Here is a 23,087-nt window from a genome sequence, read left to right on the forward strand (position 1 = left end):
TTTGTATTATTATACGCATCAAACTTTTAGGTTGTTACTGTCATAGGGGTATCTAGTATATTTTTCATCATTTCCACACCTTCTTTATCTATTCTGTCAAACATCTTTATAGACCTTATAAATTCTTGGTATGCTAAATTATAATGTCCATTATTATAGTAATGCTTTGCAAGTCTTAACAAAACTTCATCGTTTTCAATGAGATTTAATAGCTGTAATGCTTTTTCAAACATTTCTGGTGTTGCTACTTTAATAATAATATCCAATAGCATAAAAATATTATTTGCGAATTGCTTTGACTCTTCTTTATCATTACTAATGATCTCACATTCCATATCTTCCACTAAATTTTTAAAGGATTTAAAAACAATATAATTTTTATTCTTAAAATTCTTTGCAATATGAAGTAACTTTTCAGCATTCTCCATATGATTAGAGAAAATCTCACATAAAATCATTTTATATATAGCCTGTTCATAACGGATTCCTTCTTCAATTTTTTCAAAATTTTTATAAGCTTCTTCATAATTCTTAAGGTGAAACTGGCTCATTCCTACATAATAATCTAAATTTTGATCTGTTTTCAAAATTTCTTGTGCCTTTAAGAAATATTCAAGCGCAACACGATATTTTCTCATTCCAAAGAATATATCCCCCAGTTTCGTATATGCACCTACATTTAACCTCTCCCCAAAGAATTTCTCTAATGTAGCCTTTGTTACATCTATGGTTCTTCCTTTTTTCACTAAAATCTCAGCAATTCTATAAAGAGGCATATAAAAATTAGGCTTTGCCTTAATTGTTTCTATATAATAGTAATAAGCATCATCATAATCTCCAAGTTCAGAATGAATTTCTCCTAATGCATAATAAGCCCTATAACCACCTACATCATTAATATTATATTGATCTAAAGGTGGCTCTCCCATCTCTATACACTTTTTAAATCCTTTAATAGCTAATGAATATTTTTTTTGTCTATGAAATAAACATGCTCTTATATACTCTAAATCTGTAAATTTAGGATAATACTGCAGTCCAGTATTTAACATTTTCAGTTCTTCATCATGCCTATGCAATTCCTCTAAAGTAATAATCATCTTTAATAATAGTTTTGGGCAATAAGCAAGATTTGGCATAAAATTTTCATATGCTTTTTTGAAACATGCAAGGGCTTTTTCAAATTTTCTAAGTCTAAGATATTCATTTCCCATATTATACAAGTGAAAATTATGATTTGGATCATTTTCTAAAAGTTTCTCTAAAATTTTCATATTTCTACTAGGTTTATCCTTTTTTATTGCAACTTTGATTAAATATCCATAATGATAAACGATTATTTTTTCTGTTTTTACCTTGTTTCCTTTAATAGGATTTATGCTGTTATATAACTGTTCATGGATTGCGCCCATATATTTATATCCCTTATGGTTTCTTATTAATCGAATATTTAAATTGTTAACAGTTTCTAGCCCTGGTGTATTTCCAACATAACTCAATGTTTGAAAAAGAAATACATCTATGTCGCGATTATTCAATAATGAAAGAACTTTATTTTTATCAGAAGCACTTAACTCCTCATCTGCATCCATTGTCATAATCCAATCGCCTTTTGCTTGTTCTAATGAAAAATTTTTTGCATCACTAAAATTATCATTCCACTCAAAATGAAACACTTTTGCTCCATAGCTTTTCGCTATTTTTATCGTATCATCCGTAGAACCTGTATCTACAATGATCATTTCATCTACAATATCCTTTATGCTTTCGAGACATCTTGGAAGATTATCTTCTTCATTTTTCACAATCATACATAAGCTTAATAGCAAGTCTATCCCCCTCCTTCATATATACGGCTATCGGAATAAATCCGATAGCCAAGTTAGGTTAATTATGAGAATTATAATAAACTGATGCAGTAGCGCCTCCACTGCCTGCGGTCAGGTATAATCTTGTGTATTTTAAGAATCTCTCTGGAACTAAGACAGTCGTAGAATTAGCAGTCATAACTGCACTAGTTGCATCATCTATAAAGTAACTGTTTGTAGTAGTTGGAGATATTTGCACAATTACAGTTGCTGCTCCTGATGAAGCTATATAGTATGAATACATATTTTTTTCAGAAGTATCCATACTTAGAACTGCAGCTGATGCATCACCAGCTAAAACAACTACACTAGATGACTCTGTATAATCATTGCTTACAATTTTAACATCTACCGTATCTGTTACGTGAGTTACCGTATGAACTGATGCTACATAATCTACTGTGTCTACGGAGCTTACATTTGCTACCTCATCTACTGTGTCTACTGAACTTACATTTGCTACCTCATCTACTGTGTCTACTGCTGCCACATAATCTACTGTGTCTACGGAGCTTACATTTACTACCTCATCTACTGTGTCTACGGAGCTTACATTTACTACCTCATCTACTGTGTCTACTGAACTTACATTTACTACCTCATCTACTGTGTCTACTGAACTTACATTTGCTACCTCATCTACTGTGTCTACTGCTGCCACATAATCTACCGTATCTACTGCTGCTACATAATTTACTGTATCTACAGTTGCTATATAACTGATTGTATTAATTGTGTCTAGATTACCAATCAGTATTTTACCACTAGAATCTACTGCTACAACCCTTGTAGTGGTACCATCATTACCATATATCTCTGTTTTCAACTGCCTGGCAACATTATTGAATACAATATTATTAGGCATTTTGTTCCTCCTCCCTCGATTTTTTCTAGATTAGAAGTTGTCTCCTTAATCCTAATTTATATTATGTTAATTTAATACAAGTGTTCCAAAGAACACACAAAAAAATATACTGTATTAGAGAACAAATAAAAAAGTTTTTAGATCAATAGATAACTAGGAGGAGATGTCGTAATGAAAGGCATAATCTTGGCAGGAGGAACTGGGTCAAGACTTTATCCCTTAACCAAAGTTACCAATAAACATTTACTACCAGTAGGAAAATATCCTATGATTCTTTATTTGATTGCTAAGATGAGACAGGCAGGAATAATAGATATTATGATTATCTCTGGAAAAGAGCATATGGGAGCAGTGGTAAATCTATTAGGTAGTGGCTATGAATATGGAGTCAATTTTACCTTTCGAATACAGGATCAACCTGGTGGAATCGCTCAGGCTTTAGGTTTATGCGAAGAGTTTGTTAATGATGATAAATGTATCGTAATGCTTGGTGACAACGTTTTTGAAGATAATATCAATCAATATGTTGAAAATTTTGAAGGCCAAAAAAAAGGAGCAAAAATATTAATCAAACAAGTCAATGATCCTACAAGGTATGGCGTTGCAGCGCTAAAAGGTAATAAAATCATAGGTATTGAAGAAAAACCCAAAACCCCCAAAAGCAATTATTGTGTTACAGGAATATATATGTATGATCATAGTGTATTTAACGTCATTAAAACCTTAAAACCTTCTAATAGAGGTGAACTAGAGATCACAGATGTAAACAATTGGTATATAAAAGATAATTCCCTCACCTATGATATTTTAAATGGATGGTGGACTGATGCAGGAACTTTTCATTCTCTACTAAATGCAAATATATTGACCCAAGATATAGATTTAGCGCATATATTGAATAGAGAATATAAAAAAGAGTAGGTGAAGTTTCTATGAAAATATTGATTACAGGAAGAAATGGTCAACTTGGAAGTGCCATTATAAAACTATTTAATGAAAAAGAGTGTCCATTAGGTAAACTTGATAAAAACTATTTTTATTCACAAGTAAGTGGTGTAGGTAAAGATACATTAGATATAACTTCTTTAGAAAATGTTAAAGATTATTTCATGAAATTCAGACCTGATATAGTGATAAATACAGCAGCATACACAAATGTAGATGGATGTGAGTCAAATATCGATTTGGCATTTCAAGTAAATGCTTTAGGTCCTAAAAACTTGGCAATAGCATGTGAAGAAATAAAAGCAAAACTCATTCATATCTCTACAGATTACGTTTTTGATGGACAAAACAAGGTTCCTTATAGAGAATTTGACTTACCCAGCCCTATCAATATTTATGGAAAATCAAAATATTTCGGTGAAGAATATGTAAAGCAGTTTTGTTCTAAGTATTTTATCCTTCGAACAGGTTGGCTTTATGGATACACTGGAAAAAATTTTGTAAAAACAATACTAAAAGTTTCAAAAGAAAAAAGTTCTCTTGAAGTTATAAATGATCAGATAGGAAGTCCAACAAATGCAGAAGATTTGGTCTATCATATTTTGGAATTAGCACTGACTGACGAATATGGTATTTATCATTGTACGGGTAATAGTGAATGTAGCTGGTATGAATTTGCAAAAGCGATCATTCAATATGCTCATATAGATTGTAAGATCCATCCAATATCTTCTTATGCCTATAAAAATATTGCAAAAAGGCCACCTTACTCATCACTAGATCCTATGATGCTAAGATGTACCATTGGAGATAAAATGAGACATTGGCAACATGCATTAAAAGATTTTATCAATACGCTTTCATTATAGGAGGATGCTATGAAAACTTATTTGATTACAGGTGGAGCCGGATTTATTGGCTTAAATTTTATTATGTTTATGTTTGAAAAATATAAACATATCAAAATCATCAATGTAGATAAATTAACTTACGCTGGAAATTTAGAAAATCTTAAAAAAGTAGAAAATCACCCTCATTACAAGTTTGTAAAAGCTGACATATGTGATGAAAAAGCCATTCAAAGTTTATTTAGGGAAAATGATATCGATTATGTAATAAACTTTGCAGCCGAATCTCATGTAGATAGAAGCATTAAAGATCCTACCGTTTTTGTTAAAACCAATATATTAGGCACTATAAATCTATTAAATTGTTCAAAAACTGCATGGGAAACAATAAATGGATTTAAAAAAGGAAAGAAATTTCTACAAGTCTCTACAGATGAAGTATATGGTTCATTAGAAAGTACTGGATATTTTACAGAAACTTCCCCCCTAGATCCTCACAGTCCTTATGCTTCAAGTAAAGCATCAGCTGATCTAATGGTTAAAGCATATTTTGATACCTATAAAATGCCTGTAAATATTACTAGATGTTCAAATAACTATGGTCCATATCAATTTCCAGAAAAGCTAATACCTCTTATGATTCATAATTGCTTAAATAAAAAAAGCTTACCCATTTATGGTGATGGCTTAAATGTTAGAGACTGGCTTTATGTAAAAGATCACTGTAAAGCAATAGATATGGTTGTTAATAATAGTAAACCAGGAGAAGTCTATAATATTGGTGCCCATAACGAAAAAACGAATATTTATATTGTAAAAACAATTATCCAATATATCAACAACAACATTGATCCTACAGTAACACAAAAACTTATAAAATATGTAGCCGATAGAAAAGGACATGACAGAAGGTATGCAATAGATCCTACTAAGATAAAAAATAGATTAGGTTGGAAGCCAGAAACAAGTTTTGAAGAAGGAATCAATCAAACAATTAAGTGGTATTTAGAGAATAAAGCTTGGCTTGATCATATAACTAATGGAAAATATCAAAATTACTATCAAAAAATGTATAGAAATCTAGGTGAGTAAAAATGGAAAAGTTTAAATTTATTAAAACCCCCATAGAAGGATTATACATTATTGAGCAAAAAGTCTTTGAAGACAAAAGAGGCTATTTCATGGAAACTTACAATTATCACGAATTTAAAGAAGCAGGACTTGATATGCTGTTTGTTCAGGATAATCAATCACAATCACAAAAAGGTGTCCTTAGAGGACTTCACTGTCAAAAAAACTACCCTCAAGGAAAATTAGTGCGAGTAATCAAAGGTGAAGTTTTTGATGTAGCAGTAGACCTAAGAAAAACTTCTAAAACCTTTGGAAAATATTGTGGATATATTCTAAGTGCTAAAAACAAAAGGCAGTTTTATATCCCAAAAGGTTTTGCCCATGGATTTTTAGTCCTTTCAACTGAAGCAGAGTTTGTATACAAATGTACTGATTTTTATCATCCTGAAGATGAACATGGAATTATCTGGAATGATCCAGATATAAACATTCACTGGCCACTAGATCATATTGATAAAATTATATTATCTGACAAAGACACACATTGGATAGGCTTTAAAGAATATAAGAAAATATATTATCTCGAAATAGGAGGTGAAAATGAATGTTAAATAATAGAAAAATATGTTTCATCATCTGTGTAAATGATGAAAAAATATACAAAGAAGCATTATTATATATTAAAAACTTAAATGTCCCTGAAGGTTATCAAGTAGATACTTTATGTATTAAAAATGTAGGAAATATCGGGAAAGCATATAATCAAGCTATACAAGATTCAAACGCCAAATATAAAATTTATATGCATGAAGATGTATTTATAATTAATAAACATTTTATAAAGGATTTTGTCAATATCTTTGAAAAAAATGAGAAAATCGGAATGCTCGGCGTAGTAGGTTCAAAAAAAATCCCCGTCAACGGAATATGGGAAGAGTCTACTGATAAGTATGGAAAAGTATACAATAGCCATACTGAAAAAATGAAACTACTGGAGTTTCATGAAGTATCAAATGAATATGAAAATGTAAAAACACTAGATGGTCTACTGATGATCACCCAATATGACATTCCATGGCGAGAAGACATTTTTGATGATTGTTATTTTTATGATCTTTCCCAATGTGTTGAGTTTACTAAATCAGAGTATGATGTTGCTGTTGCAAAACAAACCCAACCGTGGTGTATGCATGACTCTGAAATCTTTACTATTAATGATCACTATGAATATTATCGGAAACTTTTCTTAGATCAGTATTTAACAGAATATTCGCCCAAATATAATATAAAGCAGAATACGGAATTAAAATTCGTTACATTGTTTCCAGAATGTGATAATGTACATTTAATTAAAGATGTAGGAATGATTCCATATATAATGCATAAATATTTTGGCTATAACTCAAGCGTCGCCACCTATGAAAATTCTAAATTCCCTTTTTTAGATAAAGAAGTTAAAGGACTAAAACTAGATTATATAACAAGATATACTAGCAATTCAAATCTAGATGGCTATGTGTATTTAGTTCAAAATGCAAAAAATATAGATGTATTGCAGCTTTTTCATTTGATTCCTAGAACATTAAATTGGATTAATATCTATAAACATATAAATCCAAAAGGCAAAGTTTATTTAAAATTAGATGAAAATGTGAGAATTAAAAACAACAATTTCAATGACATTTTCAACGAAACAAATGTTAATATCCTGAAACAATGTGATTTGATTAGTGTAGAAACAAAAGACTTATATGCGTATATAAATAAAAAATGGCCTATTAAAGTAGCCTACATTCCTAATGGCTTTTTTGCTCACGATTATAAAAACAAAATGCATATTAACTATGAAGAAAAAGAAAATGTGATCTGTACGGTTGGTCGAATTGGAAATTATTTTAAAGCTACAGAAATTTTGATGGAGGCTTTTAAGATTGTAAGTATTCATATTCCAAATTGGAAGCTAAAAATAGTAGGTCCCATAGAAAAAGACTTTAAACCTTATATCGAAAAATTTTTTAGAGAAAATCCACAGTTAATCGATCAAATAATATTTACTGGAACAATAGTAGATAGAGAAAAAGTAAAAAAGGAATATGAAAATGCAAAAATATTTTGTTTAACGTCAAGGCTCGAATCATTTGCTATTGTACTAGTGGAAGCTATCAGTTCAGGATGTTATATCATCACTTCAAATATTCCATCTGCAAATGATATTACAAACAACAAAAAATTTGGAGATCTATTCAAAATAGATAATATTAAGGAGTTATCACAATGCATAATGAATGCTTGTCGCAATGAAGAAAAATTAAAAAGCGTTTGTTGTGAAGTACAAGATTATGCTTATGACAAATTTAATTGGGTCAAAATATGTGCAAAGATTGACAAATTATTATAGTGAATTTTTTTGATATCCATTCATTTACAAAATATTTTCAGAAGGAATGATGAACCGTGAAAACAAGTATTATCATATTAACTTTTAATCAATTGCATTATACAAAGCTTTGCATAGATAGTATAAGAAAATATACGGAAAAGGACACTTATGAAATTATTGTAGTAGACAATCATTCTACCGATGAAACTGTGCAGTGGTTAAAAAATCAAGAAGACATTAAAACGATTCTAAATAAAGAAAATTTAGGATTTCCAAAAGGATGTAACCAAGGAATAAAAATAGCACAAGGTGATAATATACTTCTTCTCAATAATGATGTAATCGTTACACCCAATTGGCTTTCCAATTTAAATAAATGTTTATATAGTTCCGATGATATAGGTGCTGTAGGAGCAGTTACAAATTATTGTTCTAATTATCAAACAATAAAAGGTGCATATAAAAATACGGAAGAAATGATCGATTTTGCGAAAAAAAATAATCTCTCTAATAAAGATGAATGGGAAGAAAGATTAAAATTAATTGGATTTTGTATGCTTATTAAAAAAAATGTGCTAGAAAAAGTAGGTACGCTGGACGAAATATTTTCGCCAGGAAATTTTGAGGATGATGATTATTCTTTTAGAATTAGAAAAGCTGGATACAAGTTAATGCTTTGTAAAGATGTATTTATCTATCATTTTGGTAGTATTTCTTTTAATGAGAATAGAAACAAATTTTCCGAAATTTTTACTGTTAATAAAAAGAAATTTGAAGAAAAATGGGGTTTTTCTACATCTTATTATTCAGATATTCAAGTTGATTTAATCAATTTAATAGATCATTTTCAATTTGAAAAGATCAATGTATTAGAAATAGGCTGTGGTTTTGGCAGTACTTTGCTTCAAATAAAAAATGTTTATAAAAATGCCGGTTTATATGGAATAGAATTAAATAAGAAAACCTTAGAAATTACTAGAGCTTTTGCAGATATACAATGTATAGATATTGAAAAAGAAGATCCCCCCTATGCAGAAGAATTTTTTGATTATATTCTATTAGGTAATACCCTTGAACATCTATATGATCCATTAAATGTGTTAAAAAATATAAGAAAATATTTGAAAAAAGAGGGGAAAATTTTAATGAGTATTTCTAATGTCATCCATTATAACATCATTAGAAATTTACTAAATGGAGATTGGAGACCTGTTCATCATTTTCTAAAAACACCTATTCGATTTTTTACAATAAATGAAATTGATACTATGCTTAAAACCGCAAAGTATTCAATAGAAATAGTTACAGGAAAAATTACACAACAACATGAGGATGATAAACAGTTTATCAATTCATTAAACCAAATAATAGGGAAAGATATGACAAGCCAGTATAAATATTGTGAATATTACATCAAGTCAAAAAAATTCGAATCTGCCTCAGGAGAAAATACAGAAATCAAATTCTTACTAAGAAGAATTGAAAACGATATATTAGTGGAAGAAAGTATAACATGCTTAATAGAAATGCTTCATAAATGCAAATTGGATTTATATACCATTATGAAACTAATCGATGTAGCTATTATAAAAAAAGAAAAAGTATTTAATCAATTGGCAGCTCAATTATATAAAAAAAGCATGTACGAATATGCAAATGTTCTATTAGCTAAATCCTATGAAATGAATCCTCAGCATATGGAAACACAAAAACTATTAAAATGCATGGAAGGTGAACATCCATGTTAAATGCTAAAAAAATATGCTTTTTCACTTGCATAAATGATGAAAAGACATATGCGGAATCCTTGTTGTATATAAAGAATTTAAATATTCCAGAAGGCTATGAAGTAGCTACTTTATGCATTAAAAATACAGAAAATGTAACAAAATGGTATAATCAAGCCATGAAATATTCAGATGCTAAATATAAGGTCTATATGCATGAAGATGTATTTATCATTAATAAAAATTTTATAAGCGATTTTATAACTATTTTTGAAAAAGCTAAAAATGTTGGAATGATTGGAATAATAGGCTCTAAAGTAATTCCTACAACAGGAGTATGGAACCAGTCACAGCATAAATATGGAAAAGTTTACGACAATAGTAGTGGAAAACTAAAACTATTACAATATAAAAACGTAGAAACTGAATATGAAAGCATCAAAGCTATAGATAGTATGCTTATGATAACTCAATATGACATTCCATGGAGAGAAGACATTTTTGATAATTATTATTTCTATGATATTTCTCAATGTGTTGAATTTAATAAAGAAGGATATGAAGTAGTGATTCCAAAACAAGATAAACCTTGGTGCATTCACGAGTGTAAAACTGTTAATATCAAAGAGCGCCCTGAAAAATATCAAAACATCTTTTTAGATGAATATGCTAAAGATATATTTCCTTTAGTAAGTATATTTTTAGAAGCTTGTGGTAGAGCCAACTATTTTAAATCTTCTCTTGATAGTATCATCAATCAAACTTATAAAAATATTGAAATTATTGTTATTGACGGAAGCCTAGATAACAAATGTAAAGAAATAACCGAACTTTATTTAAAAAAGTATCCCTGCATCAAGTACTATACACCTACTATACTATTTCAAAATAAAAATGTATCTAGTCAGCTTTTACAAATATGTTCTGGCGAATATATAAGTTATTTAACAGATGATGCTATATATCATAAGGACAGAATCAACATCATGATTGATTATTTTTTAGAATATGAAGATGTATCTTTTATAACCTCCTATAGACAATTTATAGATACAGAAGGAAAACCACTAATAGATTTTAATATGAATAGAAAGTTATTTGAAAAAAATTCAATTGTAAAAGATCATGCTATATTTCATTTTATATTAAAAAAAACATTTGATATGATTAATGAAATTACAAGTCCTTTATTTAATCGAAAGATTTTTGAAGATATTGAAAAGGATATACAAAAATGTAAATTTGGTATATATACAGAAAAACAAAATAAAATTATATCTAATTTACTTGTATGGATTAGTACTATTTATAAAGAGAAAGGAATATATCTATCAGATCCTTTATGTTATTTTAAACCTCATGATATGGATGAGCAAAGAAAGGTCAATACCTTAATTCATCAACTATTAGAATATCTAATTAGCAAAGATATGAACTTAAATTAAGTTAAGTTAAGTAATCAATAAAGGGGTGGAATATGTTGGAGAATAATAAAGTGATTTGTTTTTCTTGTATAACGCCATTGCATGTATTTGTTTCATATATATTGTCTAAAACAATTTATATAAACAATTATAAAATTATTATATTCTCAGATTATCATCTTAAAAGCATCTATCAAAATGCAAAAAAATTTAAAATTTGGAATGAACTAATTCTAATAGAAGAAAAAGATCTTCCATTTAGTCAAATTCAACCTCAGTTCAATAAAATTGATTTTAAAAATATAGATGTACTCCATTATTTTTCTTGGGGTTCCCCCTTTAACACTGGTTTAATGCATTATACATCAAATAAGACAAAAATAATTTTAACTGATGAAGGCGGAATGACTTACATTATAAAAGAAGCCTATAATCACTGGAGAAGCAAATTCAAACTGCAATCAAACGCCATAGATTTTAATAAAATATCAGAAATATGGTTGTTTGATAAACGACTTTATATAAGCGAATTAAATAAACCGCTAAAAGATATTGCATTTAAAAAATATCTGGATAGCGATTTAAAATATGAGATATGCAGTGAGTTAAATACATTATTTGATTATAATCGTGAAACTATTGATTGGGATATTTTATTTTTTGATCAATATCTCTCTTATGCAGACTTATCCTATATAGAAGAAAAACATTTATTAATGAGTATAATAAAAGCATCACAACCTTTCAAATTACTAATAAAAAAGCATCCTCTTGATGATTACAAAAAATATAATAATTTAAATGTAAACATTCTAAAAAACAATAATGTTCCTTGGGAAGTAATATTTTTAAATGAATACATTCATGATAAGATGAAAGTACAAAATAAAACATATATGACATACGGTTCCTCAGCACTGTTTAATACTTGTATTCTATTTAAGGATTTTGATATAGACAATCATTTTATTATACTGAATAAATTATTAATAAACTCTTCAAAAAATGGATTTGGTACAAATAATGAAAAGAATAAATTTTATAATACGTTCAAAGAATTATATGGAATAAATTTGTATGAAGTTGAATCTTTAATAGAATTAAAAAATATTCTTAAAAAGTTATTTTAACCAACAAGCTCCCAAAGTTATTTGGGAGCTTGTTGGCTTTGATTTTTTTGCATAATCTTATGCTTTAAAAATAAATTTGTATAATCTAATTTAGCTTGATCATAATCTTGCATTTGGCCAATATCCATCCAATACTCGGTTATTAAAAAACTACCTATTTTTCTTTTTTTATTTAATGATACATTAATCAAATCTGTAATATCACAATACGCATCTTTAGGTATACATTCTAAAGTTTCTGGCTCTAAGCAATACATACCCCCACTGATGAAAACATCTAAAGATGGCTTTTCTAATAATCCTGTAACAGTTTCTTCTTTTTCCTTTAGCTCAATCACGCCATAAGGAACCTGTATCTCATATTTCCTTGTTCCTATTGTAATCAAATTTTCATGTTTTTGATGATAGTTTAGAAATTGCTCAAAATTAAGTTTCGTAAGGATATCTCCATTCACTACAAAAAAAGATTTATCTAAATACTTTTCTGCTAATCTGATTGCACCTGCAGTTCCTAATCTTTTTTCCTCTTTTACATATTTAATATTGACACCTAAGCTCGAGCCGTCTTGAAAATAATTTTCTATCATATAACCTTTGTAATTTAAACACAATACAATATTTGTATATCCATAGGATTTTAACTGCTCTATAATCGTTTCTAAGATTGGTTTTGCTCCTAGCTTTAACATAGGCTTTGGAATTTCATTTGTTAGAGGACGTAATCTTGTTCCTAATCCTCCTGCCATAATCACAGCATAATTTTCTTTTGATGGTTTATTATTGATCTCATGATACATAATAAGATCCATTACTTTCATATGATCATCCAGCACGGGTAACTGTTTAATACGCTTTTGTTCAAAAATATTACGCACTAATGTTTGTGTATAATTTTTAGTAATAAATATAAAATTTGTATTCATAATGGATTTTACTAAACAATCTAAAGAAACTCCGTTAAGAATAGCTCTTCTAACTTCCGAATCTGTTATGATTCCTATTAACCTATCATCTCCATCTATAACTAACGCAATAGCTTTCCCTTCTTCATCCATTACTTTCATTGCATGACCTATATCTACATCGGGTCTTATGCATAAATTTTTGATTATATTCATATTCATTTTATACTGACCCCTCATGAGTAATACATGGCAGATCACATTTTCTACATATTTTTATATTGTGCCATTTGTTATTTTTATGCCGATTTCGAATATACATATATTTTTCATTCTTCCAAATGTTTTTGATCGTATCTTTATGGATATTTCCTACTATATATTCTTTTTCACTATCCACACAGCATACCAACACATCGCCATTCCAACTAATAAACATTCTCTGCCATAGTTGACTACATGCAAATTCCATTTCTGTATTCACATTTTCTTTGTCTTCTCCAACGGGTGTTCTATACTCTACATAAGCTACAACATCCACAATATCTTTAAATAATTTTACAAATTCTTCATATTCATCTTTATTTTCTTCCATAAGAACCATAGAAACCCTCGTCAACGGCGTTGTTTTTCCTAATTCATTTCTAATTTTTACAATCTTTTTTATATTCCTTAACGTATCCTCATAATTCGCTCCTACTCTAATTTCTTCATACTTTTCTTTGTATGGAGAATCAAAGGAGAAAAATATTTTATCTAATCCTGCATCAATTAATTCTTTTGCCATTTTTTCAGTAAGTGATACTGCATTTGTATTCAACATTACATCTACAATTCCCTTATTTTTTGCATATCTAACCATCTCTACAATATCAGGATGTACAAGTGGCTCACCCAACCAGTTTAATTTTACTGAATATACACCAATTTTAGTAGCTTCATCTATTATCTTTTTATAGGTATCTATATTCATACTTCCTATATTAAAATTTTCTTTCTTATTGATATCATTAAGAAGTACAGTCCTTGGACACATGGGACATTTTAAATTACATAAATTTGTAGGTTCTATATCTAAATGTAGTGGTACATTTTCTAAGATGAAATTTTTAGCATTTTCTACCCATTTTTTTCTATATTCTTTATATCTGCGGCACTTATTTTTCTCCCACTCTTTTGCAAAATCATTTATAACTTCATGATATGTTGGATTTATTAGGACTCCCATTGTTAATCTCTCTCCTTTTTTACTTAGTAAGTTTAATCTGTGTTCATAAATATACTATTCATTTAAATATTCAAGTGTTCTAGTATGAACAAACTTCAGCGCACAATAAAAACGACAGTAGGAAAAACCTTGGTGGTTCTTCCTATTGTCGTTTTTGAATTTAGGGATAATCTACTATTGATTATAAGTTTTATCCTTTATCTCTATTATTTTTTGAATATTACTTGTATACATGCTGTCAATCTTGTTTCTTATATCCTCGCTTATATCTAATTGAATGCATTTACTATTTATCTTTAAAGTATTTGGATTATTTTTCAAATAATCTATTGCATTATATAGGTTTAAAACCTTCTTGAATTTTACATTAGAATACAAATGGTTTATAAACTCATAATCTTCTTTATAATCAAGGGTAAATCTTAGTTCTGGCCAATTAAGTTTATCCTTAACATGAATCGTATGAATGTTAAAAATCTCAGGCCGATCTATAAGTCTTCCCCATATTTCTGTATCTACAATGTTTTTAATTTTGCATATAGTTTCTAGCGCTTTTACGTTCATTCCATATGTTGCACACCCTAAAGGCATTCCTTTTATTTTTATAAAATCATATTTACCCCTTTTTATCTCATCTACAATTAAATTTGAGTACTGTATCGTTAATAAAGGATTATCTGCTGTGATCCCTACAAAATAATCCAATCCAAATAATTTTGATGCATCTAAAAGTCTTTGTAACACATCGTCTTCACTTCCATTGAAATAGTAAATATTATTTTTCTTTGCTATATCTATGAGTGGCTTATCTTGTGGATTAGTCGAAGTACATAAAATAATTTCTGAAATATCTTTAATTTCTTTTACGCGATCAATGATTCTTTCTATAACCGTTTTTCCATTAAGATCTAAAAGTACTTTAAAGGGTAATCTGCTTGATTTTAATCTAGCAGTTATTAAAAATCCTATTTTCATTTTTTCTCCTCCAAACCACCTGCTAAATCTTTGAAGTTACTTATTATATACTTATAATTTACTTTTGAAAAATCAATGACCTCATCTTTTTTTATATCTTTTAATACTTCTAGTCCTATGAATTTAATAAATTCTTTTTGTTTAATAGGCACTTCTTTTTCAGTTCTTTTAAACCAGATATTATTAAAAGAAATTTTTTCTCCTTTATAAATATCTATTTTTGCTACAAGCGCCTTTTTCATAGGTCCTATATTCCCATATTTCAATTCAGCTTCTGACATTGATAGCGACCCATTTCCATAAATAGTTAAATACATCTCCATTTTCTTTTTAATTTGCATCATATGCTCTTTGCCAACTGCTGCATGGTAATCTATACGTGGTATCCCAAAATCAGGTGTATAATGTTTCTCCAATACATTTATCCCTATAGCAGCTGCCAAACTTGATATATCAACATTGTTTTGATCATCATATGCAGTATGATCTGCATATCCTATAGGTAGATCAAATAAACTTTTTAGTTTTAACATTTTTAATAAATTGATTTCTTCATAATTTGTAGGATAAGATTGATATCCGTACATCAAAAATATGTTACTTTTTCCATGTTCTTTTAAAAAATTAACTGCATACTCTATTTCATCAATTGTGGATCCTCCCACACCTAAAATTATTTGGTTATTAAATTTTAATGCTTCTTTTAGCATAAAGTAATCGTTTAAGCTTGTAGCATGTAGTTCTATTGCTTTAATATCTTTGTGTTTATTATTAACATACGCTAATGACTCCACATCATCACATAAGGCTATAGTATCAAGATTATTCTTACTAGCATATTTAAAAATTTCATCCCATTGTTTTTCTTTGAATATCCACTTTTTTACAGTTTCCATTAAAGGATGTTCATTCTGTAAATAGCTATATGGATTGAATAGTAGGTGAAATTTTACTGCATCAAGTCCTATTTGTGCAATATCTTTTATCATTTCTTTTAAATACGCCATATCTCCTTCATGATTATATGCTGTTTCGCCTATTATATATGGTTTTATAAATATCGTCCTCCTTCCTTTAAATATTTATTATTTTTCTATGTATTTCATCAATCTGAAAGCTTCTGCATATTTAACGCCACAACTTGCACCTCTAAACTTTGCTAATGACTTTATATTCTCTAAGCTTCTCGGAAATGGATGCTCTCCTATTTCACTTTCATAAATTTTAAAAATCTCTAATTTCTTATCTAGATAATCTGTTATATCCACAAAGTAATTAGGCACAAACCCTTTATCACTATCTGAAAAATCCGTCTCAGATAAAATTTCCATACAAAGAACTCTCTTAACAAAAGGATATCTAAAAGATTTCGTGCATGCATATACGCACTCATAAATAATTTTATGATCCGAATGAACATCATATTCATAAGGTAGGATCACTATATTAGGTTTTACTTTATTAATAATTTTAGATATTTCAGTTATTATCTCTACTTTAGGATATTTATCAAGAGCTGCAGGTTCTAACTCTAAATTATAAAAGCCATCAAAATTATAAGCTTCATTTACGGATTGTATTTCCTTATCTCTTTTTAATTTTTTCGATTTAGAATACCCATATTCTTCCTTAGTATTTGTTGCATTCAGCCAATAGACCTTTTTCCCTTCTTGTTTATATTTCAAGATTGTTCCTCCTGCACCTAAAGTTTCATCATCTGGATGAGGTGCTACGATTAGCATCTTTGTCATAAATAATCACCTTCTTTTAAGAGCACATCCTCACAATCTAATACTTTTATAAGATGATCACTCGCTTTTATTAAAAATGAATTTTTCGAATATACTTTAAGTACTTTTCCTGGCTCTATGTTTTCAAAACCTATTTGTTCAACTTCTTCAACTTTCCATACTTTTATATCTCTTTTGTTGTGCACAAAATGTGCCCCTACATATGGTTTTGTCAATGCTCTGACTAAATTATAGATGCTTCTTGATGACATTCTCCAGTCTATTACACCATCCCATTTATTTCTTTTCCTCCAATAATTAGTCTCCTTATGATTTTGTTTTATTCTGTAATAAGCATTTTCTTTCAACTGTTTGGTAAATACCTCTACCTGATCTTTAGCTATATCCATTATTTTTTCATATAAGCTATTCGCATCGTCTGTGTAATCAATTTTTATAGTTTCCTGAGATAAAATATCGCCTGTATCCATCCCTTCATTTATAAAGAAAAATGTTGAAGCAGTTTCTTTTAAGCCTAATGCCAAAGCCCAAATCACAGGATGTCGTCCTCTATTTTTAGGCAAATGTGCAGGATGAAACCCTATAACACCTTTATTAGGAATTTCAATAATTTCTTTTCCTATGATCTGTGATAGTCCAAAACAATATATAACATCTGTATCTTTTTGTTTTATATATTCAAGGCTTTCTTTTTCATTTATATTATCTATATATTTATAATCTATATTGTTTCTTTTGCACACCTGAGCTATATCATAAAAATCAGCATTAAATTTAGACTCTTTTTTAGTTAAAACACCTACTATATTTTCATTCATAGATATTAATTTTTCTAATAATATTTTAGACGATTTAACAGTTCCGATAAATAATATTTTCAACTCACCGCACCTCTGTATCATAAAAAGACTTTTTTATATCTATTAAATTATTTAGTACCTGTCTTTTAATTTCATAAACAATTTTATCTGATACAATTCCTTCCCCGTATGGATTCTTAACGTTTTTTAACTGATCTTTGAATTCACTAGAAAAGGCTTTTTTAAATTTTTTTAGTATTTGACTTTTATCCGATGTACAATTTATTATTGATTCAGCTTGTATTCTCCCTTTTTGTCTATCTCCTATATTAATAGTAGGTATTTTAAAGGTTGGTGTTTCCACTATTCCACTTGATGAATTTCCAACTACCACATCTACATACTTCATGGCACTTAAATATCTTAGTTGTCCCATAGATACAAATGCTATAGATTTATCTTTATTTTTTTGTACATATTCGTCTATCATTTGATTGATTACTCTTCCATCTGTATCTGCGTTTGCTTTAGTAAATATAATTTTAAGATTGCTTATTTCATCTATTGCCTCTAAAAGATTTTTAAATTGTTCTTTTGATGAACTTTTTTCAAGTGTAACAGGATGAAAGGTAACTAATGCAGTTTTTTCTTCAAATTTAAAATCAATGCTTTTTTCTAATTCTTCTTTAGTCAATAAATGTATATTTTTTATGTTTTCTATTCCTATAGCACCTACATTAAATACTCTATTAGGATGCTCTCCAAGTTGTATCACCCTTTTTCGATATCTTTCTGTACTAGTAAAATGAAGATAACTCATTTTAGTAATTGAATGTCTTATTGCCTCATCTATTAATCCTTCCGTAGCTTCTCCTCCATATAAATGTCCAACTGGTATTCTTCCTATCATTGCAGCACTTACAGCAGAAAACATTTCATATCGATCTCCCAAAACCATTATCATATCAGGTTTTAGTCTTTCATAAACTTCTGAAAAACTAATCATACCAAGCCCCATAGATTTAGATATTCCTACAGGCGTATCAGAACTTAAAAGAATTTCTATTGTCTCATCTATTTTATAACCATCTTTTTCTATATCCTGATAGGTCAATCCAAATTCTGGTGATAAATGCATCCCTGTAGCAATCAATTGCAGTTGTAAGTTTTCATCATTATTTATTTTTTCTATCACAGGTCTTAGCAGTCCATATTCTGCTCTTGTTCCAGTAATTATACATACTTTTTTCATATTTTTATCATCTCATCTTCTTTATAATCCCTATTAGCAGTTTTTCCTATCATCTCATCCCATCTCATTGGTGATAGTCCATTTCCAGGTCTTTTCACTGCCAAATTCTTATCCGTTAAAATTTCACCTTTTTTTATATTACAATTGGCTACAATACTTTTACGTACTATATCTATATTTTTCATTTCAGATTTTGATGGTTTCTTTATGCCATCCCCTAAAGCTTTTTCTATATTTCTAATAGCTTTTACCATTTGCTTTAATTCAAAAGGTTCTAGACTTGCCCTATGATCTGGTCCTTCCATATTTTTATCTAACGTAAAATGTTTTTCTATAACTTTTGCACCTAAAGCTACCGCTGCTATGGGAACTTCTATTCCTAATGTATGGTCCGAATATCCTACTTCTACCTTGAAGGCTTCTTTTATTGTTTTCATAGCTTTCATATTAACATCTTCCATAGGTGTAGGATATTCTGTATTACACTGTAAAACCGTAATATCATTTGTTCCATTTTCCCTTAGTATGGTTAAAGCATTCTCAATTTCTCCAAGTGTTGTCATTCCAGTTGATAATATTACTTTCTTTTTTAACTTACCTATTTTTCTTAAGTATGGTAAATTTGTAATTTCTCCAGAAGGTATTTTAAATATTTCTAGACCTAACTGCTCCAATAAGCATATGCTTTCCAGATCAAAAGAAGATGCTAGAAACAATATTTCTTTCTGTTTACAATAACAAATTAGTTCCTTATGTTTTCGATAATCTAGTTCTAATTTTTTAATCATTTGAAATTGATTTTCGTCATCTCCTGTTGTCTCTTTTTGGTATACTGCTTTTTCTGCATTTTTTGAAACTAATTTTTCTGCTCTAAAACTTTGAAATTTAATTGCATCGGCTTCTGCTTCATTCGCCGCATCTATTAATTTTTTAGCTAATTCTAGATTTCCGTTGTGGTTTATTCCTGCTTCTGCAATTATAAATACTTTAGACAATTATTCTACCTCCTTACATGGATTCCCATAAGCTTTTACATTATTTTTTACATCTTTTATCACTACACTTCCTGCCCCTATAATTGTATTACTTCCTATTGTAATATATTGTATTATTGTAGTATTTGTCCCAATATGTGTATTTTCCCCAACCACAACCCCACCACTTAGTGTACTGCCTGGTGCTATATGAACAGAATTTCCTATTGTACAGTCATGTTCTACTATAGCTCCTGTATTAATAATACAGTTCTTTCCTATCTTAGTATTAGAATTTATTATGACTCCTTTACCGACGAAAGTTCCCTCATGGATAACACTATTATTTGATATTATTGCAGTTTCATCTATTATAGTAGGAAATATTAATCCAAATTTTTGAGCGTATTCATAAAGTTTAATTCTTAATTCTGTTGTCCCTACGCTACCTACACTTACAAATGCATATTTAACACCTTGCTTATAGTAGTATATTAAATCATTATCTGTCCCAATTATTTTTATATGATCTATATTTGTTCCTACTTTTTCTTTGGTGTCTAGTATGCCAATTATATTAAATTCTTTCCTTTTTTTGATTGTATCTATTATACTCCTGCAATGACCTCCTCCACCCATAAGCATAATGTCTTTCACTGTTTTTATCCGGTCCTTTCAACAAAATTTTTTTAATCTTTTTAGCATATTAACTACTGTTGAAACATCTTTTTCAGTCAGATTTGTACTACAAGGAATATTTAAAATTCGATCTAAATAATACTTAGCTTTTTCTATTTTATATACTTGATTATTTTTATAAGGCTTTTGCTCATGAATAAGTGCCCATATGGGTCTAGTTTGTATTCCTCTTTGATTAAGTTCTTTTAGTAATTCATCTCTATTTAATCCATATTTTTCTTTATCTATCACTAAAGAATAAAACCAATAATTAGGCCTTGTATTCATATTAAAATTCAATAAATCTAAACCGTCTATATCTTTTATTCCTTTTTTGTATAAATTGTAATTTCGTGTTTTAGCTTCTATAAACTTTTCTAATTTTTCAAGTTGAGCAACTCCTAAAGCTGCTTGTAAGTTAGTCATTCTGTAATTATATCCTATTTCATTATGTCTATAATAAAGTTGATCATCTTTAGCTTGTGTCGATAAATACTTAGCCTTAGTAGCTAAATGAATATCCTTAGCTACTAACATGCCTCCGCCACCAGTTGTTATCAATTTATTTCCGTTAAAAGAATATACGCCAAAATCTCCTATTGTTCCAGCAAAGCTCCCTTTATATTTTCCTTTCGTACAATAAGACCCTAAAGCTTCCGTTGCATCTTCTACTACTTTAAGATTATATCTATTAGCGATCTCTATAACTTTTTCCATATTGGCCATATTTCCAAATACATGTACGATCACTAAAGCTTTAATCTTCCTATTTGTTTTTTTATTGATTAACCCCTTTTCTGTTACTCTGCATTCTTTCTCGCAAAATGCTTCTAGTTTTTTTAAATCCATGTTTAATGTATCATCACAATCCATAAATATTGGCTCTGCACCTAAATATCTTACAGGATTTACCGCTGCTATAAATGTAAGGGTTGGAACGATAACCTCCTCTTTAGCTTCTACCCCTAAAAGCTTTAAAGCCAAATGTAGTCCTGCTGTTCCATTTTGGCATGCCACTGCTTTTTTCACTTTTAAATACCTAGCTATTTCTTCTTCAAATTTATTGATGTATTCACCACCTGTAGAAACCCATTCTGCTTCTATAGCTTTTACAACATATTCCAATTCTTTTCCTTTCAAATTTGGAACTGATAAAGGTATCATCTTATCCATATTCACGCCCTCTTTACATGTTATATATATCAACTTTATATTTATCTAAATTATTTTTAAACCATTCTATCGTTTCAGCTAGCCCTTCTTTAAATGTATATTTCGCTTTCCATTCTGTAAGGTTCTTTATTTTTTCATTTGATCCAAGTAATCTATTCACTTCACTTTTTTTAGGTCGCATTCTTTCTTCTTCACAAACTATTCTTGCATTTGGGTTTATTTGATCTATAAGTTCTTTCGCTAGTTGTCCTATAGATATTTCTTTTTGTGTTGCAATATTAATTTCTTCTCCAATTGTTTTATCTGATTTAGCTATTTCCATAAATCCATCAACTGTATCTTTTACATAATTAAAATCTCTAGTAGGCGTCAAACTTCCAAGTTTTATTTCTTCTTTTCCTGATAAAAGCTGCGTGATTATTGTTGGTATAACTGCTCTTGCTGATTGTCTGGGTCCATATGTATTAAAAGGTCTAACAATTGTAATAGGTAAGTTGAAGCTTCTATAAAAGGATTCTGCAATTCTGTCAGCTCCTATTTTTGTAGCTGAATAAGGCGATTGTCCTTGCAATGGATGTTTTTCATCTATGGGTACATATTGTGCCGTACCATAAACTTCAGATGTAGAAGTTATTAAAACTCTTTTCGTTCCTAAATCTCTAGCTGCTTGCAATACATTTAATGTTCCTTTAATATTTGTATCTACATAAGAATCAGGAGAATGATAACTAAAAGGAATGGCAATAAGTGCTGCTAAATGATATATTTCATCTATCTCTTTCATTGATTCTTTAACGCCATTTGGATCTCTAATATCTCCTGTGAAAACTTCTATTTCTTTTAACTTTTTTTTAGAAAAAGTATCCAGCCATCCCCATGAATTAAATGCGTTATAATAAACAAAAGCGCTTACTTCATTTCCTTCTTCTAATAAATTTTCAACTAAATGACTCCCTATAAACCCTTCTCCCCCTGTTACTAATACTTTTTTCACGTTACACCCCCTAACTATAAACTATTCAGACCTCTTTCTTTTATTAATATATTTAACAGAATATTTTTTATGAAATTTATTTTTAACTTTATCATTATGTAA

General features: G+C 29.1%; 21 protein-coding genes. 8 read left to right on the forward strand and 13 right to left on the reverse strand.

The window, feature by feature from the left end; translation table 11 throughout:
- Window positions 1–26 precede the first annotated feature (26 nt).
- Both EV214_RS11185 and EV214_RS11190 read right to left on the reverse strand, forming a co-directional pair.
- Window positions 27–1,829 carry a glycosyltransferase gene (locus tag EV214_RS11185; RefSeq protein ID WP_132245788.1) on the reverse strand — a complete coding sequence of 601 codons (1,803 nt, stop codon included), beginning with the start codon at window positions 1,827–1,829 and terminating at the stop codon, window positions 27–29.
- A 58-nt stretch (window positions 1,830–1,887) separates the two neighbouring features.
- Complete coding sequence (locus EV214_RS11190; RefSeq protein WP_132245790.1) at window positions 1,888–2,733, reverse strand: DUF6385 domain-containing protein; 846 nt, start codon at window positions 2,731–2,733, stop codon at window positions 1,888–1,890.
- Window positions 2,734–2,904: 171 nt separating this feature from the next.
- Here EV214_RS11190 and EV214_RS11195 point away from each other — a divergent pair, with 171 nt between their 5' ends.
- Genes EV214_RS11195 through EV214_RS11230 form a run of 8 tightly spaced genes read left to right on the forward strand, consistent with a single transcriptional unit; the run spans window position 2,905 to window position 12,258 of the window.
- A complete protein-coding gene (locus EV214_RS11195; RefSeq protein ID WP_132245792.1) occupies window positions 2,905–3,654 on the forward strand; it encodes a sugar phosphate nucleotidyltransferase in 750 nt (249 codons plus the stop codon).
- An 11-nt stretch (window positions 3,655–3,665) separates the two neighbouring features.
- Window positions 3,666–4,547 carry a dTDP-4-dehydrorhamnose reductase gene (gene rfbD, locus EV214_RS11200; protein ID WP_132245794.1) on the forward strand — a complete coding sequence of 294 codons (882 nt, stop codon included), beginning with the start codon at window positions 3,666–3,668 and terminating at the stop codon, window positions 4,545–4,547.
- Between the two features lie 9 nt (window positions 4,548–4,556).
- Window positions 4,557–5,618 carry a dTDP-glucose 4,6-dehydratase gene (gene rfbB / locus EV214_RS11205; RefSeq protein ID WP_132245796.1) on the forward strand — a complete coding sequence of 354 codons (1,062 nt, stop codon included), beginning with the start codon at window positions 4,557–4,559 and terminating at the stop codon, window positions 5,616–5,618.
- A 2-nt stretch (window positions 5,619–5,620) separates the two neighbouring features.
- Window positions 5,621–6,208, forward strand: a complete 588-nt coding sequence (rfbC, locus tag EV214_RS11210; protein ID WP_132245798.1) for a dTDP-4-dehydrorhamnose 3,5-epimerase — start codon at window positions 5,621–5,623, stop codon at window positions 6,206–6,208.
- Window positions 6,202–7,995, forward strand: coding sequence for a glycosyltransferase (locus tag EV214_RS11215; RefSeq protein ID WP_132245800.1), 1,794 nt, complete (start codon window positions 6,202–6,204; stop codon window positions 7,993–7,995). Before rfbC ends, EV214_RS11215 begins: the two co-directional genes overlap by 7 nt.
- A 56-nt stretch (window positions 7,996–8,051) precedes the next feature.
- Entirely contained in the window at window positions 8,052–9,725 is a 1,674-nt protein-coding gene (locus EV214_RS11220) for a bifunctional glycosyltransferase family 2 protein/class I SAM-dependent methyltransferase (RefSeq protein WP_132245802.1), read from the forward strand.
- The gene (locus tag EV214_RS11225) at window positions 9,719–11,149 is read left to right on the forward strand and encodes a glycosyltransferase (protein WP_132245804.1); all 1,431 of its coding nucleotides are present in this window, start codon (window positions 9,719–9,721) and stop codon (window positions 11,147–11,149) included. The genes EV214_RS11220 and EV214_RS11225 overlap by 7 nt, the downstream gene beginning before the upstream one ends.
- 35 nt (window positions 11,150–11,184) lie before the next feature.
- Complete coding sequence (locus EV214_RS11230) at window positions 11,185–12,258, forward strand: hypothetical protein (protein WP_132245806.1); 1,074 nt, start codon at window positions 11,185–11,187, stop codon at window positions 12,256–12,258.
- A gap of 17 nt (window positions 12,259–12,275) precedes the next feature.
- Here the strand turns inward: EV214_RS11230 and EV214_RS11235 are convergent, their stop codons facing one another.
- From EV214_RS11235 to EV214_RS11285, 11 genes are all read right to left on the reverse strand, one after another.
- On the reverse strand, window positions 12,276–13,382 hold the full coding sequence (locus EV214_RS11235) for a nucleotidyltransferase family protein (protein ID WP_132245808.1): 1,107 nt from the start codon (window positions 13,380–13,382) through the stop codon (window positions 12,276–12,278).
- A 1-nt stretch (window position 13,383) separates the two neighbouring features.
- The gene (locus EV214_RS11240; protein WP_132245810.1) at window positions 13,384–14,388 is read right to left on the reverse strand and encodes a radical SAM protein; all 1,005 of its coding nucleotides are present in this window, start codon (window positions 14,386–14,388) and stop codon (window positions 13,384–13,386) included.
- A 174-nt stretch (window positions 14,389–14,562) separates the two neighbouring features.
- Window positions 14,563–15,363: a cytidylyltransferase domain-containing protein gene (locus tag EV214_RS11245; protein ID WP_132245812.1), complete on the reverse strand. Its 801-nt coding sequence runs from the start codon at window positions 15,361–15,363 to the stop codon at window positions 14,563–14,565.
- Window positions 15,360–16,370 carry an N-acetylneuraminate synthase family protein gene (locus EV214_RS11250; RefSeq protein WP_207669678.1) on the reverse strand — a complete coding sequence of 337 codons (1,011 nt, stop codon included), beginning with the start codon at window positions 16,368–16,370 and terminating at the stop codon, window positions 15,360–15,362. Before EV214_RS11250 ends, EV214_RS11245 begins: the two co-directional genes overlap by 4 nt.
- A 78-nt stretch (window positions 16,371–16,448) precedes the next feature.
- Window positions 16,449–17,114 carry a PIG-L deacetylase family protein gene (locus EV214_RS11255; RefSeq protein ID WP_132245816.1) on the reverse strand — a complete coding sequence of 222 codons (666 nt, stop codon included), beginning with the start codon at window positions 17,112–17,114 and terminating at the stop codon, window positions 16,449–16,451.
- On the reverse strand, window positions 17,111–17,995 hold the full coding sequence (locus tag EV214_RS11260; protein WP_132245818.1) for a formyltransferase family protein: 885 nt from the start codon (window positions 17,993–17,995) through the stop codon (window positions 17,111–17,113). Before EV214_RS11260 ends, EV214_RS11255 begins: the two co-directional genes overlap by 4 nt.
- 1 nt (window position 17,996) lies before the next feature.
- Window positions 17,997–19,166: a UDP-N-acetylglucosamine 2-epimerase gene (gene neuC / locus EV214_RS11265; protein WP_132245820.1), complete on the reverse strand. Its 1,170-nt coding sequence runs from the start codon at window positions 19,164–19,166 to the stop codon at window positions 17,997–17,999.
- Window positions 19,163–20,161 (reverse strand): N-acetylneuraminate synthase, encoded by a 999-nt coding sequence (gene neuB / locus EV214_RS11270; RefSeq protein WP_132245822.1) that lies wholly within the window; start codon window positions 20,159–20,161, stop codon window positions 19,163–19,165. The genes neuC and neuB overlap by 4 nt, the downstream gene beginning before the upstream one ends.
- Window positions 20,162–20,797: an acetyltransferase gene (locus tag EV214_RS11275; protein WP_243116630.1), complete on the reverse strand. Its 636-nt coding sequence runs from the start codon at window positions 20,795–20,797 to the stop codon at window positions 20,162–20,164. It abuts the gene before it with no gap.
- Between the two features lie 18 nt (window positions 20,798–20,815).
- Complete coding sequence (locus EV214_RS11280) at window positions 20,816–21,991, reverse strand: LegC family aminotransferase (RefSeq protein WP_132245824.1); 1,176 nt, start codon at window positions 21,989–21,991, stop codon at window positions 20,816–20,818.
- 13 nt (window positions 21,992–22,004) lie between these two features.
- Window positions 22,005–22,985: an NAD-dependent 4,6-dehydratase LegB gene (locus tag EV214_RS11285; protein ID WP_132245826.1), complete on the reverse strand. Its 981-nt coding sequence runs from the start codon at window positions 22,983–22,985 to the stop codon at window positions 22,005–22,007.
- Window positions 22,986–23,087: the final 102 nt, after the last annotated feature.

The sequence above is a fragment of the Marinisporobacter balticus genome, assembly GCF_004345705.1.
Classification (GTDB): domain Bacteria; phylum Bacillota; class Clostridia; order Peptostreptococcales; family Thermotaleaceae; genus Marinisporobacter; species Marinisporobacter balticus.